We start from the raw sequence: 15,212 nt of genomic DNA, 5'->3' as shown, positions 1-15,212 counted from the left end.
GTCGATCAAACCACGTAACTTCGCGACACGGGCATCAGGTGGAGCCACGCGGGTAGGTTCTAGGCATGGCACTCGTGGACTGGGACCTGGCCACCTCGGCCGCCGCGCGGTTCGGGCCGACCGGACCGTCGGTCACCTACGAACAGGCCAACGCGGCAGTGCGCGAGCTGCGCGAACTCGCCGACGAGGCGGTGGCGCACGTTTCGGCGTACACCGGGCTCACCGCGCGCGTCGATGACGCCCCGGTGCGGGTCGTCGACCGGCGCACCTGGGCCGAGGTCAACATTCGCGGCCTGCGCCAGGTGATCCACCCGCTGACCGACAAGCTGGAGGCGAAGGTCGGCGTCGTCGGCAACCTGGTCGGCGCGAAGGTCACCGCGGTGGAGACCGGGGCGGTGCTCGGCTACCTGTCCGGCAAGGTGCTCGGCCAGTACGAGGTGTTCGCGACCGACCCCGGCCAACTGCTTCTCGTCGCCCCGAACATCGTCGGCATGGAGCGCCGGATCAAGGCCGACCCGCGCGACTTCCGGCTGTGGGTGTGCCTGCACGAGGTCACCCACCGCACCCAGTTCACGGCCGTGCCGTGGCTGCGCGAGCACTTCCTCGGCGAGGTGCGCCGCTTCGTCGAGGCCACCGAGCCACCCACGGCCAACGTGATCGGGCAGACGTTCCGCCAGGTCGAGGCCGCGGTCAAGGCGGCGAAGTCAGCCGCCGGGGACGAGCGCGGCACCACGCTGCTCGACGCCATGCAGACCCCGCAGCAGCGGGCCGTGCTGGACCGGCTCACCGCCATCCTCACCCTGCTCGAAGGGCACGCCGAGGTGGTCATGGACGGGGTCGGGCCGCGGGTCATCCCGAGCGTCGCCCAGATCCGGGCCGCGTTCGACCGGCGACGCAACCCGAGCAACCCGGTCGAGCAGTACCTGCGGCGGCTGCTCGGCATCGACATCAAGATGCGTCAGTACGCCGAGGGCCGCGCCTTCGTGCAGGGTGTGCTCGACCGTGTCGGCATGGACGGCTTCAACAAGATCTGGACCTCGCCGCAGACCCTGCCCCGGCCGACCGAGCTCACCGACCCGGGCGCCTGGGTCGCCCGCGTGGCCACGCCCGCCACCCCCTGACCGCCACCGCTTCCATGGCCGCGTTGCACCCCGCCGTAGCCCGCACCCGCACCGCCGTCAGCGCCCTCCTACGCCAACTGCCCACACCCCACGGCGGTCTCGTGCTGGTCGCCTGCTCCGGCGGCGCGGATTCACTCGCGCTGGCGGCGGCAGCCGCGTTCGTGGGGCCCCGGCTCGGCTGGCGGGTCGGCCTGGTGACCGTCGACCACGGGCTGCAACAGGGCTCCGCGCAGCAGGCCGAACGGGTCGCGGCCTGGGCGCGCGAACGAGGCATGCAGCCGGTGGAGGTCTCGACGGTGACCGTCGGAACCGAGGGTGGGCCGGAGGCGGCGGCGCGAGACGCGCGGTACGACGCGCTGGTCGAGGCGGCGCGTCGGCACGCGGCGGCGGCCGTACTGCTCGGGCACACCCGCGACGACCAGGCCGAGACGGTCCTGCTCGCGCTGGCGCGCGGGTCCGGGCCGCGGGGCCTGTCCGGCATGCCGGTCCACCGCGACCAGGCGGGGGTACGGTTCAGCCGCCCGTTCCTCGATCTGCCCCGCGCCGACTGCCGCGCCGCCTGCGCCGCCCAGCACCTGGCCCAGTGGGACGACCCGCACAACACCGACCCGGCCTACGCCCGCTCCCGGGTCCGCGCCGAGGCCCTGCCCGCGCTGATCGCCACCCTCGGCGAGGGGGTGGTGGCCAACCTCGCCCGCACGGCGGGGCTGCTCGCACAGGACACCGCCTACCTGGACGAACTGGCCGCCACCGCGCTCGCCACCTGCCGGGTGCCCGGGGGCCTGTCGGTGTCCGCGCTACGTGACCTACCCGCGCCCGTGCGGACCCGGGTGCTGCACGAGTGGGCCGCCGAACTGGGAGCGCCACGCACAGCCCTGTCCCACCGCCACGTCGAGGCCATGAACGCCCTGGTCACGGCCTGGCGCGGGCAAGGCCCCGTATACCTCCCGAGCGCCGTCACCGTCACCCGCTCCGCCGGACTTCTGGTCCCCGTCGTCGCCTGAGGACGCCATGATCGGTGCGGTGTCGCGGGCCGTGGCCGGAGCGCGGAAGTTGCCGGGCAAACGGGCGTATCTTGGGGCTCGTTACGCCCGGTTGCCCGGCAACTTGGATGGTCTTGGGGTTAGTGGCAGCCGCAGGAGGCCAGGGCGGCGGCGATTTTGTCGAGGGCGTCCTGGGCGGGGTAGCGGCCGCCGGGGACGTTGTCGGCGAGGACCGCGAAGGCGAGCATCCGGCCGTCGGCGGTCTGCAGCACACCGGACAGTGAGTTGACCCCGTCCAGGGTGCCGCTCTTGGCGCGGACCAGGCCGTACGCGGTCTTGACCTTGGCGAACCGGGGCAGCATGGTGCCGGACCAGCCCGCCACGGGCAGGCCGTTGAAGAAGTCGGCCAGCTGCGCGTGGTCTCCGCTGGCCGCCTTCACCAGCAGCGCGGTCAACTGCTTCGGTGAGATCTTGTTGCGGCCGGACATGCCGGAGCCGTCGGACAGGTCGATCTGCGCGGGGTCGAGGCCGAGTTCGGTGACGACCTCCTCCATCGCCGCCGACGCACCCACGAACGAGCCGGGCTTGCCCTTGGCCAGCGCCACCTGGTGCGCCAGCATCTCGGCCAGGGTGTTGTCGCTCTCGGTGAGCATCTGCTCGATCTGGCGCAGCAGCGGCGCGGACTGCACCGCCCCGAGCTGGACTCCGGGCAGAATCGCCACGGGTGCGGCGGACGCGGCGGTGCTGGGCTGGGCGGCCGGATCGGCGGCGGGCGCGGCCGGGGCGACCCCCTTGGCCACGGCGCCGGCGGGCAGGCCGAGCAGCTTGGCGAACGCCTCCCCGGCGGCACGCTCAGGGTTGGTGTACCGGTTGAAGGGCATCTCCCGGTCCTTGATGTCCGTACGCGCTCCGTTGATCATCAGGGCGGTGATCTTGGAGACGTTGCCCTCCTGCGGCGCGTCCGACGACCAGCCGGGGCCGGTCTCGGAGCCGGGGAACAGCGACCCGTCGGTGATCACCTTGGTGATCGGGGTGGTCCCCATCGCCTTCTTGACCTGGGCGGCGAGGGTGTCCAGCTGCGCCGCGCCCTCGTAGAACTTCTTGCTGTTCACGCCGAGCGTGGCGTCGCCCGCGCCGATCAGCACGACCTCGCCCGGGTTGGGCCCGGCGACCACGCGGGTGGTGATGCGGTAGGTCGGACCCCGGGTGGCCAGCACCGACGCGGCGGTCACCAGCTTGGTGTTGGACGCCGGGGTGATCATCTCGGTGGGGTCGAGCTCGTACAGGACCTGGCCGGTGTGCAGGTCGACCACCGAGGCGCTGATGTGGCTGCCCAACGCGGTGCCGGTGACCAGCGGGCCGAGCACCGCGGTAAGCCCGGCCGTGGTGGGCATGGGCGCGTCGGCGGCGGCCGCGGCGAGCACCGCCGCCGGGGCGGGCTCGGCGGACGCGGTCGGCGACGGCGACTGCCAGCCAGGGGTGGACAACAGGTCGGCGACCAGACTCGGCTTGGCCAGGCCGACGCCGACCAGGCCGAGGCCCAGCGCCGACACCAGCACCAGCGAGGTGGCGAGCAGGCCGCGGCGGCTCTTCTTCTTTTTCTTCTTCAGGCGCCGGTTGTGCGGGGCGGCGCTCCGCTCGGTCGGCGCGGGGGCACCGCCGGGGCCACCCGGGGCGCCCGGCAGCCGCTGGGTGTCCTGGGCCGCCTGCTCGTACCCGTAGGATCCGCGCTGGTCGTAGCCCTGTGGATAAGGTTCAGGCTGGGTATTGCCAGGCCACGGATTGTGCACATCCTGTGGATAACCACCCGGTCGGGGGCCCGTCGCCTGTGGATAAGACGGTGGATAGCCGTACATCCCCTGGTCCTGGGGTTGTGGATAACCTGGGGAGGACTGCCACACGTACTCGCGGCCGTTCCACACCCATTCGCCCGGCGCGCCCGAACCGCCCGGCGAACCGGCGCCACCCGCAGGGTCGGCACCGTAATGTGAACCTTGCCTCCCCAACGGTGCCCTCCTTGGATGCCCGGACTCAGCCAGGCGAGACTAACTAAAATTCGCCAACGTCGGCGAACTTACAGGCCATTGGGAGTGTGAAATGGATTTCGACGTCACGGTTGAGATCCCTAAGGGGCAGCGCAACAAGTACGAGGTGGACCACGAGACCGGACGGATCCGGCTTGACCGCACCCTCTTCACCTCCACCCAGTACCCCGCCGACTATGGGTTCATCGAGAACACGCTGGGCGAGGACGGCGACCCGCTGGACGCGCTCGTGCTGGTGCAGGAGCCGACCTTCCCGGGGTGTCTGATCCGGTGCCGGGCGATCGGGATGTTCCGGATGCGCGACGAGAAGGGCGGCGACGACAAGGTGCTGTGCGTCCCGGCCGACGACCCGCGGCTGGAGCACCTGCGTGACATCCACCACGTCGCCGAGTTCGACCGGCTGGAGATCCAGCACTTCTTCGAGGTCTACAAGGACCTGGAGCCGGGCAAGAGCGTCGAGGGGGCGACCTGGGTCGGCCGCGCCGACGCCGAGGCCGAGATCAAGCGCTCGTTCCAGCGCGAGGTCGACCGCAAGGAGAGCGGCGCCGGTCACTGACCTGCCGGTCTTCTCGCCGACTGACATGACGATCGGCCGCCCGGAACCCCGGGCGGCCGATCGTCGTATATCCGTCAGTACGCGGGCAGGTCCGCCAGCTGCACCAGCCGCGCCCCGCGCCGGGTGATCAGGCGGCCGCGCCCGGCGGTCATCCGCTCGTTGCGGAACGGGCTGCCGAAGGGCGCGGTCACGTTGCGGTCGGCCGACATCTGCAGGTACGGCGCGTTCGTGGCCAGCACTCGCGACAGTGCCGCGTCATACGACGCCCGACTCCAGTTCACGTTCGACGCGGTGATCAGGTGCAGGCCGACGTCACGGGCCTCGAACAGGAACGGCTCCAGGTTGCGCAGCGGGTGCACACCGGAGGAGACCACGATGTCGTAGTCGTCGATGATCAGGAAGAACTCGCCCCGGCCCGCCAGCCACGGGCGGCGCGGGATCTCCTGCGGGGTGACGTCGGCGGGCGGGCGCCGCTCGGCCATCTTCGCCGCGATCGCGTCCATGTAGTCGGGCACCTGGTCCAGGCTGGTGATGTACGCCAGCTGGTGGGGCGTGGTCACCGCCCCGAGCAGGCTGCGGCGCGGGTCGACGATGAGCAGCTTCGCCTCGTCCGGGCTGTACCGGCGGGTGATCGTGGTCGCGATCTGGCGCAGCAGCGTCGACTTGCCGCACTCGCTCTCGCCGAACGCGGACAGGTGCACGTCGGCGTAGAAGTCGACCAGAGCCGGGGTGAGGTCGTCGGCGATGCCGATCGGCATGGTCCAGGTGTCGCCGCCTTCGACCGGCATCCGGTCGTACGCGTAGACGTTGGGCAGCACGCGCACGCGCGGGGCGGGCGCGCCGCTCCAGTGCTTGGCGATCTGCCGGACCAGCTCCTCCCGGTCGCCGACCTGGTCCACATCCGGGCGCAGGGCCAGCGAGAACAGGCCGTCGGGGGTGCAGCCGAAGCCGGGGCGCTGCGGCACCTGCGGAGCGACCTTGCGGACCCGGCAGATGGTGTCACTGGGGTCGCCCAGGCGCAGCTCCAGCTTGGTGCCGAACTGGTCGGCGATGGCCGGGCGGAAGTCGCGCCAGCGCAGCGTCGCCGCGACCACGTGCACGCCGTAGGCCAGACCCCGGGTGGTGATGTCGGTGATCACCGGCTCCAGGTCCTCGTAGCTCTCCTTGAGCGTGGCCCAGCCGTCCACGACGAGGAACACGTCGCCGTACGGGTCGTCGGCGAACCGTCCGGCCGCCCGCAGCCGCCGGTACGACGCCATCGAGTCGATGCCGCTCTCCAGGAACCGGGCCTCGCGGTTGTTCAGCAGCTCGGCGACCTCGCCGACGGTCCGGCGCACCAGCATCGCCTCCTGGCGCCCGGCGACGCCGCCGACGTGCGGCAGCTCGCGCAGGCTCGCCAGGGTGCCGCCGCCGAAGTCGAGGCAGTAGACCTGCACCTCCTGCGGGGTGTGGGTCAGGGCCAGGCCGGTGACCAGGGTGCGCAGCAGGGTGGACTTGCCGCTCTGGTTGCCGCCCGCGACCGCCACGTGTCCGGCGGCACCGTCGGCCAGCCGTACCCACTGCAGGTCGCGCAGCTGCTGGGCAGGCTTGTCCACGACCGCGACCGGGACCCGCAGCGCGCCGCGCAGCTCCGGGTTGGCGACCGTGAGGCCGCGGCCCTCGACCAACCCGACCTGCCCGAACGCGAGGTCGAGCGGGTCGGAGCGGTCCAGCGGCGGCAGCCACACCTGGTGCGCGGGCGGGCCCTGGCCCACCATTCGCTCGATCATGACGTCCATCAGGCTCTCGCCCGGCTTGACGTCCCACTTCACTTCCAGCTCAGTGCTCTTGGGGGTTTTCGGCACCGGCAGGTAGTGGTTGCTGAAGTCGTAGACGAACTGCTCGCCGTCGACACGGCGGCGGGCCACGGCCTCCCCGGCCCGCTTGAACGAGCCGGACACGTACGCGCCCTTGAACCGCTGCAGCGGCTCCGAGCCGAACTTGAGGTAGCCGTGGCCGGGCGCCTTGGGCAGGTCGTACGCGTCGCCGACGCCGAGCACCGCGCGCGACTCCATCGCGGAGAAGGTGCGCAGACCGATCCGGTACGACAGGTGCGTGTCCAGACCGCGCAGGCGGCCCTCCTCCAGCCGCTGGCTGGCCAGCAGCAGGTGCATGCCGATGGACCGGCCGACCCGGCCGATCTGCACGAAGATCTCGATGAAGTCCGGGTTGGCCGTCAGCAGCTCGGAGAACTCGTCGCAGACGATGAACAGCGACGCCAGCGGCGCCAGCGCCGCCCCGCCCGTGCGGGCCTTCTCGTAGTCCTTGAGGTTGGCGAAGTTGCCCGCCGCGCGCAGCAACTCCTGGCGGCGCAGCACCTCGCCGGTGATGGCGTCGCCCATGCGGTTGACCAGGTGGCTCTCGCCCTCCAGGTTGGTGATGACCGCGGAGGTGTGCGGCAACCGGTCCAGTGAGGCGAACGTGGCGCCGCCCTTGAAGTCGACCAGCACGAAGTTGAGCTGCTCCGACGAGTGCGTGGCCGCCAGGCCCAGCACCAGGGTGCGCAGCAGCTCGGACTTGCCGGAGCCGGTGGCGCCGACGAGCAGGCCGTGCGGACCCATGCCGTCCTGCGCCGACTCCTTGATGTCGAGCTCGATCGCCGAGCCGTCCGGGCCCACGCCGATCGGCACCCGCAGCTTGTTGCGGTCGGCGCGCGGCGACCAGCCATACGCGGTGTCGAAGCGCTCCGGGTCCGGGATGCCCAGCAGGTCGGCCAGGCCGCGCTCGCCGGTCATCGCGGTGTTGGTCGCGACCGCGACCGCCGAAAGCCGCAGCGGCGCCAGCCGCCGCGCGATCGCCTCCGCCTCGGCGACCCCGATCCGGTCGGCCGTGCCGACCTCGGCGGCCGAGGTGGCGGTGATGGTGTGCAGGCTGCGCTCACGACCGCGCGTCTCCAGCACCAGCATGCTGCGGTCGAGCAGGCGCGGCGGCTCGGTGTCGAGGTCGAGGACGGTCAGCCCGGCCAGGCCCTCGGGCAGCACCAGCTGGTTGGAGTCGGCCAGGTCGCCGCCGTCGAGCACCACCACCACGTGCGGCGCGGCGTCGGCGACGCCGAAGCGGGCCCGCCCGGCCAGCACGCCCGACAGCATCTCCTCCAGCTGCCCCGCCGAGGTGGCGAACAGTCGGACCGGCCCGAGCGCGTCGTTGTCGGTGGGGTGGTTGTGGTGCGGCAGCCACTTGGCCCAGTCCCAGCTGTCGCGCCGGTGCGGCGAGGCGCACACCGCGATGATCAGGTCGTCGGGGGCGTGGAAGACGGCCAGCTGCGCCAGCATCGCCCGGGTCAGGCCGTGCGCGTCGGTGCCGTCGCGGTGGTCGGTCTGGGCGAACCCGGCCGAGCCGCCGAAGACCCCGCCCTGGTACGTGCCGTCGGCGCGCTGGTTGTCCGCCCGGGTGCCGCCCTCGCTGCGCAGGAACACCCGGCCGAAGCCGCGGATCGACAGCGCCACCGGCAGGTCCGGCACCACCGAGTACGCGTCCAGGAAGCGCCGCAGCGCCCCGGCCGTCATCGGCTCCAGCTCCTCCAGTGGCCGGGTCTCCGGCGGGATCAGCGGGGTGGCCAGCGACTGCGGGCCGACGCCCACCCGTACGATGCCGAAGTCGGGGTCGCTGCCCCGCCGCTCCCACAGCCGATGGCTGTCCACCGTGGACCACAGCCGCTGCGGGTCGGGGTGGCGGTAGAACAGGCCGATCCGCTGCTGCTGGACCGCGTGCCGGGCCCGGCGCCGCAGCGCGGCCAGGTGCCGCAGGTATTCGCGGCGGGCGGCCATCATCTCGGCCTTCTTCGGCTGGCCCGCGCCGCTCATCAGGCTCGCCGCGATCATGCCGAGGCTGGACACGCCCATCATGCCGCCGGCCAGATAGGACATCTTGTTGCCCTGGCCGTTGCCGACCATCATCGCCATGCCCAGACCGCTGCCGAGCATCGGCAGGATCATCATGGCCTGCTGCCACCGCCCGCCCGCGGCCTGCGGGATCTCGGGCGGAGCGTCGATGACCAGCTCACCGCCCGGGATCTCGGGAGCGGGGCGACGTGGTGCCCGCTTGACGATCACCGTTCCCATGGCGACTCCTCCCCCAGGCGCTGACGCACCACAGGTTAATCGCTGCCGCTCACTTCCGCTGCGCCGGTGTGGACAGCGACCGGTACGGGGTGACGCGTTGCGGCACAACGTGGTAGACGTACCGGGTGAGCTACCCCTCGACCGCCGCCACGACGCCCTCGGCCGCCGGACTCGCCCGGGTCACCGTGCACACGCCGCACCGCCGCGTCGACGTGGCGCTGCCGGAGCAGGTGCCGCTGGCCGAACTGCTGCCCGACCTGCTGCGCCACGCCGGGATGGGCCTGGCCGACGACGGGGAGCAGCACGGCGGCTGGTTGTTGCGCCGCGGCGACGGATCTCCGCTGGACGAGGGCAAGTCGCTCAACCAGCAGGCGGTCCGCGACGGTGAGCTGCTGCACCTGGTCGCCGCGCACGCGGAGTGGCCCGAGCTGGAATACGACGACGTCGTCGAGGCGATCGCCGAGGGCGCCCGGCGCCGCGGCGCCGCCTGGACCCCGGCCGCGACCCGCACCGCCACCCTGGCCGGGGCGGGCGTGCTGCTGGTCGCGGGCGTGCTGGCGCTGCTGCGCGGCGGTCCCCTGTGGACCCCCGGCGGCTACCTGGGCCTGACCGTGGCGGCGCTGCTGCTGGTCGGCGGCGTGCTGGCGTCGCGGGCGTACGGCGACGGCGTCGCGGGCAGCGCGCTGGCCGGGTTCGCCCTGCCGTACGCGTTCGCCGGTGGTGCGCTGGTGCTCGGCGGCGACGGCCCCGGCGGCTTCTTCGGCGCGGGCGGCTGGCTCGGCGCGGGGCAGCTGCTGGTCGGCTGCGTGGCGGTGCTGCTGTTCGCGGTGCTCGGCGCCGCCGGTGTCGGCCACGGGCTGCGCGTGTTCACCGCGGGCGGCACCGCGGGCCTGCTCGGCGCGCTGACCGCGCTGCTGGGCTCGCTCGGCGCGGCCGGTTCGGCGGCGGTGCTGGTCAGCGCGCTGGTCTGCGGCATCGGGCTGGTGCCGGTGCTGGCGATCCGGTTCGGCAAGGTGCCGGTGCCGTCGGTGACGCAACTGCGGGCGCCCGGCGAGGCGGAGAGCCCGTACCAGCGGCGCGGTGGCAACGCGGGGCTGCCCGACCGGTCCCGCGTCTTCGCGGCGGTGGCGCGCTCGGAGGAGCTGCTGACCGGCATGCTCATGGGATACACGGTGCTGATGGCCGGGGCCAGCCTGGTGCTGGTGACCGTGGGCGGGCTGGCCGGGCGGGTGCTGGTCGCGGTCGCCGCGACGGCGCTGCTGCTGCGCTCGCGGCTGTTCGTGACGGTGCGCCAGCGCACCCCGCTGATCGCGGCGGGCCTGCTCGGCCACGTGCTGCTGCTGGGCGCGGCGGTGTGGCTGGCCGACGGCGGGCCGCGTGCCTTCTTCGCCGTCGGCGCGGTGCTGCTGGCGCTGGTGGTGGTCCTGGCCGGGCAGACCTGGTCGCGGCGCTCGCCCTCGCCGTACGTCGGCCGCGCCGCGGATCTGTTCGATCTGCTCGTGGTGATCTCGGTGGTGCCGGTGGCGGCCTGGGTGCTCGGTCTCTACGGGCTGATTCAGAGCTGGGCCGCCTGACATTTCTTCCGGCATCGACGAGGCGCGTGTGAGAATGGCGGCACTGTGCCCAGACGCCCTTCCACCGACCGCAGCGCCGTGCCGCGTAACCCAGCGACGGCGCTGCTTCGTGTGTCCGGAGTCTTCATGCTGGTCGTGGCGGGTCTGTCGCTGACCGCGGCGGCACCGGCCACCTCCGACTCGTTCACGGTCGACCGCGCCGGGGCGCTGCGTGCCTCCCGCGACTCGGTCCGCAACGACCAGTGGCAGCTGCGCACCCTGGACGCCCCCGACGCCTGGAAGCTGTCCAGGGGCGAGAACGTCACCGTCGCGGTGATCGACTCCGGCGTGTCGGCGCATCATCCGGACCTGAACGGGCAGGTGCTGACCGGGATAGACCTGGTGGCCAAGCACGGTGACGGCAGCGACGACCGGGTCGGCCACGGCACCACCGTGGCGGCACTGATCGCGGGCCGCGACGACGACAACCGCGGCGTCGTCGGCCTGGCCCCCGCCGCCAAGATCCTCCCGGTACGGGTGCTCGACGCCGAGAACCGCTACGACGACGCGCATGTCGTCGCCGAGGGCGTGCGCTGGGCCGTCGACCACGGCGCCCGAGTGATCAACCTGTCGCTGGGCGGTGGCGCCGCCAGCGACGCCCTGGCCGAGGCCATCGACTACGCGTTCGCGCGGGACGTGGTCGTGGTGGCCTGCGTCGGCAACGTCAGCCCGGACGGGCCCTCCGACGTCTGGTATCCGGCCCGCGAGCCCGGCGTGCTGGCCGTCACCGCGGTCAGCCCCGGCGTGCAACACAGCCTGTGGCAGGGTTCGCTCACCGGCGAACAGGCGGTGCTGGCCGCGCCGGGAACCGACCTGGTCGGCGCCCGGCCGGGCGGCTACTGGCGGGTGCAGGGCACCAGCTTCGCCGCGCCGCTCGTGTCGGCCACGGCCGCCCTGGTGCGGTCCCGCTTCCCGCACATGTCGGCGGCGGACGTCGTCGAGCGCCTGACCGCCACCGCGCAGGACCTCGGCGCACCGGGCCGCGACGAGCAGTACGGCTTCGGCCTGGTCGACCCCGTCGCCGCGCTGACCGAGGACGTCGCCCCGGTGGAGAGCAACCGGCTGGACTCGGTGCCCCCACCCGGACGGGCCGGGTTCGGCGCCGCCCCCGGCGTCAGCCCGGAGCCCTCGCCCACCCCGGAAGCAGGACCGCCCACGCCCGGCCGCCCCGTGCCCGCCCCGGGCCGCCGAGGCCTGACCGTCGCCGTGACGGGCGTGGTCCTCCTGGTCGGCGGCACCCTCACCCTCCTACGCCGCCTCAGCCGCCCCCGCGACTGACCCGCGCCCGTGCGCCACGCCCCGGGCGGCGCGCGCCGCGTGCCGCGATTGAGGGTGCAGTTTGGGGGAAACTGCACGAAAGCGGCCCAAGATTCCAACAGTTTCCCCGAAACTGCCGGAAAACCTCACCGGCACCCGCCGCCAACCGAACCCCCGGGCAGGGTCAGGCGCACTTGCCGGTGCCGACGGCGTTGGTGCGGGTACGGCCCATCAGGGCGACGGTGCTGGCCTCGTCGGCGGTGACCGCGTAGCCGACGTTCGGGTCATCCGCGGCGGCCGCGAAGATCACGCCGAGCACCTGCCCGTCAGCGGAGACCAACGGGCCGCCGGAGTTGCCGCTGCGCACCAGACCGCGGATGGTGTAGACCTCGCGGGTCACCGTGCCGTCCTCGTAGATGTCGGGTCCGGTGATGTCGCCGACATCGCGGATGCGCGCCGACTGCGCGTTGTACGGTCCGTCCAGCGGGTAGCCCAGCACGATCGCGTCGGAGCCGGTGCGGGCGGGCGAGTTGGCGAACCGCATCACCGGCGCGGACAGCTCCGGCACGTGGATCACGGCGAGGTCGCGCTCGGGGTCGTACACGACGACCTTGCCGTTCAGCCGCGCCCCGTTGACCTCCACCCGGATGGTCTTGGTGCCCGCGACCACGTGCGCGTTGGTCATCACGTGCTCGTTGGCGAACACGAACCCGGAGCCCTCGATGCGGCGGCTGCAGCTCGGGGCGCTGCCCAGCACCTTGACCACGGACTTCTTGGCGTTGAGCACGATCTGCGAGCCGGCCAGCTTCGGGTCGGGCGCGGGCACCTCCTTGACCCGGGTGGGCACCAGGTCGCCGAAGACCTCGGGGAAGCCGTTGGTGTCGACGGTCTCGCGCAGCGCCTCGGTCAGGTTCTTCGCCTCGCCGGGCATGACCTTGTCGATGACGCCGAGCACCATGCTGTTGCGGACCGCCTTGGCCAGCCACGGCTGCCCGGCGTCGCTGAGCGGCACCGCGACCAACCAGGCCACGACCGCCACGGCGAGCACCGACACGACGGCGCCGCCCAGGTCGTCCACGGTCTGCCCGGCCGGGTTGGTGATCGCCCGGCGCACCTTGCCGCCCCACCAGCCCGCCAACGACTGGCCGAGCACGGCCAGCCCGAACACGGCGATCAGAGAGACGACGAGCTTCAGCGCGCCGTCGGAGACCAGACCGGCGGCCAGCGGGCCGAGTTGCAGGCCGAGCAGGGCGCCGCCGAAGAAGCCGGCGAAGGAGAGCACGCCCACGACGAAGCCCTGTCGGTAGCCGCTCATACCGAAGAGCAGCAGCAGGGCTAGCAGGACTACGTCGACGACCGACATCGGTTCAGCCTACGGAAGGGGGATCGGGGTTGCCACTAACCGGAGTGACGTGTGGCGGCACCACCACCTCCGGCAGGCTCTCGACCCGGCTGGTGTCCCACGGCCGGGCCCAGCCGCCGAGATCCAGCAGCGTCGACAGCACCCCGGCGGTGAAACCCCAGACCAGCATGCCGCGGGCGTGGAAGGCCGGGCCGATCCAGCCGCTGCGGTGGCGCACCCGCACCCGGTGGACGGGGTCGGCGAGTTCGGCCAGCGGCAGCCGGGCCACGTGGGCGACCTCCTCCGGCTGGTGCGCCCCGACCGGGTGCGGCGCATGCCACCAGGCCAGCACCGGGGTGACCAGGAAGTCGGTGACCGGGATCCACAGGGTCGGCAACTCGGCCAGCACGGTGACGCTGTCGGGGTCGAGCCCGACCTCCTCCTGCGCCTCGCGCAGCGCGGTGGCGGACGCGTCGGTGTCCTGCGGCTCGACCGCGCCGCCGGGGAAGGCGGGCTGTCCGGCGTGGGTACGCAGGGTCGCGGCGCGCTGCATGATCAGCACATCGGGTCCGGCGCCGGGTTCGTGCTCGTCGGCCAGCAGGATCAGCACCGCCGCCGGGCGGCCGCCGTCCTCGGGCGTGGGGATGCGGGTGAAGTCGACGGCGCTGGCCTTGCCCAGGTTCGTCAGCAGCGGCTCCAGCCACTGCGGCGGCGTACGGCTCACGTCGCCTCCCCGAGCAGGCCGAGCGGCTGCGCTTCCATGGCCGCGTCGCCGAGTCCGTCTGCCATGGCGCCGCGCCCTGCGGCGATCTTCGCGAGTGCCCCGGCCGCGGCTCGGTCGATGGGCCCGTCGCTGCGGGCGCTCATGCGGCGGCGCCGAAGTGCTGCTTGACCAGGGTGTCGAGGCTCTCGTCGGTCAGCGCCGTCCCGTGGTAGACGGTGGCGCGGCCATCGGCGCCGACGAACAGGGTCAGCGGCATGCCGATCAGACCGAGTCCGGCCAGCAGACGGCCGTCCTCGTCGAACAGGGTGCGCATGCTGATCTTGAGGTCGTCGGCCAGCCAGGAGGCGTTGTCGCGGGTGTCGCGGCCCACGACGCCCAGCACCGGCACCCGGCCGGAGTCGGCCAGGCGCTGCAGGGCGGGCAGCTCGGTGCGGCACGGGCCGCAGTAGGTGGCCCATACGTTGATCACCAGCGGGCCCCGCAAGGCGGCGAGGTTGACCTGCTGGCCACCGGCCATGCAATCCAGGTCGAGGTCGGGCAGCGCGACGGTCTTCGGCCGGGGCTGCCCCGAGGCGGGCGGGGACGGGCGGGACGGGTCGGCCGGGCCGTACGGCGCGCAGGCGGCGAACGGCTGCGGCACCGGCTCGTCCGGCGGCGGGGACCCGGTGCACCCGGCCAGCAGCGACAGGGCTGCCAGCCCGGTCAGCACGCGCCTCACGCGGTGACCCCGATCCCGGCCAGCGCGGCGATCTCCGGCGCGCGCGGGCCCTTGAGCAGCTTGGCCGCCTCCAGCGGCGAGGTCGGACCGGTGCCGTACGACGGGCACATCGGCGCGAGCGGGCAGGCCCCGCAGGCGGGCTTGCGGGCGTGGCACACCCGCCGTCCATGGAAGATCACCCGGTGCGACAGCATGGTCCAGTCGCGCTTCTCGACCAGTGCCCCGACCGCGTGCTCGATCTTGACCGGGTCGCTCTCGTCGGTCCAGCCCCACCGGTTGACCAGCCGCTGGAAGTGCGTGTCCACGGTGATCCCCGGCTTGCCGAACGCGTTGCCGAGCACGACGTTGGCGGTCTTGCGGCCGATGCCGGGCAGGGTGACCAGCTGCTCGAGCGTGCTGGGCACCTCGCCGTCGAACCGCTCGACCAGGCCCCGACCCAGCCCCATCAGCGACTCGGTCTTGTTCCGGAAGAAGCCGGTCGGCCGGATCATCTCCTCCAGCTCGACCCGGTCCGCCCCGGCGTAGTCGGCCGCGGTGCGGTACTTGGCGAACAGGGCCGGGGTGGTCAGGTTCACCCGCACGTCGGTGCACTGGGCGGACAGGATGGTGGCGACGGCCAGCTCCAGCGGCGTGGTGAAGTCCAGCTCGCAGTGCGCGTCGGGGTGGATCAGCGCCAGCTCGCGCGCCATCCTGCGCACGCGCCGCTTGCGCCCCAGTTCGGTCTCAGGCTTCACCGCTGCCACGGCAGAGAGC

General features: G+C 72.9%; 12 protein-coding genes. 5 read left to right on the top strand and 7 right to left on the bottom strand.

From position 1 onward, the window contains the following. The first annotated feature begins 65 nt into the window (after positions 1-65). Together KUA19_RS25115 and tilS are read left to right on the top strand one after the other, a co-directional pair. A complete protein-coding gene (locus tag KUA19_RS25115; RefSeq protein ID WP_217399602.1) occupies positions 66-1,121 on the top strand; it encodes an Rv3626c family coenzyme F420 biosynthesis-associated protein in 1,056 nt (351 codons plus the stop codon). Positions 1,122-1,135: 14 nt separating this feature from the next. Next, on the top strand, positions 1,136-2,125 hold the full coding sequence (gene tilS / locus KUA19_RS25110) for a tRNA lysidine(34) synthetase TilS (RefSeq protein ID WP_217399601.1): 990 nt from the start codon (positions 1,136-1,138) through the stop codon (positions 2,123-2,125). A 119-nt stretch (positions 2,126-2,244) separates the two neighbouring features. Here the strand turns inward: tilS and dacB are convergent, their stop codons facing one another. Continuing rightward, positions 2,245-3,894: a D-alanyl-D-alanine carboxypeptidase/D-alanyl-D-alanine endopeptidase gene (gene dacB, locus KUA19_RS25105; protein ID WP_217399600.1), complete on the bottom strand. Its 1,650-nt coding sequence runs from the start codon at positions 3,892-3,894 to the stop codon at positions 2,245-2,247. A 307-nt stretch (positions 3,895-4,201) separates the two neighbouring features. Between dacB and KUA19_RS25100 the strand changes: the two genes are divergently transcribed. Next, on the top strand, positions 4,202-4,705 hold the full coding sequence (locus tag KUA19_RS25100; protein WP_217399599.1) for an inorganic diphosphatase: 504 nt from the start codon (positions 4,202-4,204) through the stop codon (positions 4,703-4,705). A 74-nt stretch (positions 4,706-4,779) separates the two neighbouring features. Here KUA19_RS25100 and eccCa read toward each other — a convergent pair whose 3' ends face one another. Continuing rightward, on the bottom strand, positions 4,780-8,805 hold the full coding sequence (gene eccCa / locus KUA19_RS25095; RefSeq protein WP_217399597.1) for a type VII secretion protein EccCa: 4,026 nt from the start codon (positions 8,803-8,805) through the stop codon (positions 4,780-4,782). A 125-nt stretch (positions 8,806-8,930) separates the two neighbouring features. Between eccCa and eccD the strand changes: the two genes are divergently transcribed. Both eccD and mycP read left to right on the top strand, forming a co-directional pair. Then, the gene (eccD, locus tag KUA19_RS25090) at positions 8,931-10,379 is read left to right on the top strand and encodes a type VII secretion integral membrane protein EccD (RefSeq protein WP_217399596.1); all 1,449 of its coding nucleotides are present in this window, start codon (positions 8,931-8,933) and stop codon (positions 10,377-10,379) included. 126 nt (positions 10,380-10,505) lie between these two features. Next, the gene (gene mycP, locus KUA19_RS25085) at positions 10,506-11,696 is read left to right on the top strand and encodes a type VII secretion-associated serine protease mycosin (RefSeq protein WP_217399594.1); all 1,191 of its coding nucleotides are present in this window, start codon (positions 10,506-10,508) and stop codon (positions 11,694-11,696) included. Positions 11,697-11,859: 163 nt separating this feature from the next. Here the strand turns inward: mycP and KUA19_RS25080 are convergent, their stop codons facing one another. From KUA19_RS25080 to nth, 5 genes are read right to left on the bottom strand one after another with little or no spacing between them, the layout of a single operon-like run. Then, positions 11,860-13,038, bottom strand: a complete 1,179-nt coding sequence (locus KUA19_RS25080) for a MarP family serine protease (protein ID WP_217399592.1) — start codon at positions 13,036-13,038, stop codon at positions 11,860-11,862. A gap of 4 nt (positions 13,039-13,042) precedes the next feature. Then, positions 13,043-13,741, bottom strand: a complete 699-nt coding sequence (locus tag KUA19_RS25075) for an NUDIX hydrolase (protein WP_217399590.1) — start codon at positions 13,739-13,741, stop codon at positions 13,043-13,045. Continuing rightward, positions 13,738-13,884: a hypothetical protein gene (locus KUA19_RS25070; protein ID WP_217399588.1), complete on the bottom strand. Its 147-nt coding sequence runs from the start codon at positions 13,882-13,884 to the stop codon at positions 13,738-13,740. The genes KUA19_RS25075 and KUA19_RS25070 overlap by 4 nt, the downstream gene beginning before the upstream one ends. Then, a complete protein-coding gene (locus KUA19_RS25065; RefSeq protein WP_217399586.1) occupies positions 13,881-14,459 on the bottom strand; it encodes a TlpA family protein disulfide reductase in 579 nt (192 codons plus the stop codon). The genes KUA19_RS25070 and KUA19_RS25065 overlap by 4 nt, the downstream gene beginning before the upstream one ends. Then, positions 14,456-15,202 carry an endonuclease III gene (gene nth / locus KUA19_RS25060; protein ID WP_308167623.1) on the bottom strand — a complete coding sequence of 249 codons (747 nt, stop codon included), beginning with the start codon at positions 15,200-15,202 and terminating at the stop codon, positions 14,456-14,458. Before nth ends, KUA19_RS25065 begins: the two co-directional genes overlap by 4 nt. Between the last annotated feature and the right edge of the window lie 10 nt (positions 15,203-15,212).

Source organism: Catellatospora tritici, assembly GCF_019083965.1.
Classification (GTDB): Bacteria; Actinomycetota; Actinomycetes; order Mycobacteriales; family Micromonosporaceae; genus Catellatospora; species Catellatospora tritici.
Note: the sequence above shows the minus strand (reverse complement) of the source record. Positions and strands in the feature narration are given on the sequence as shown.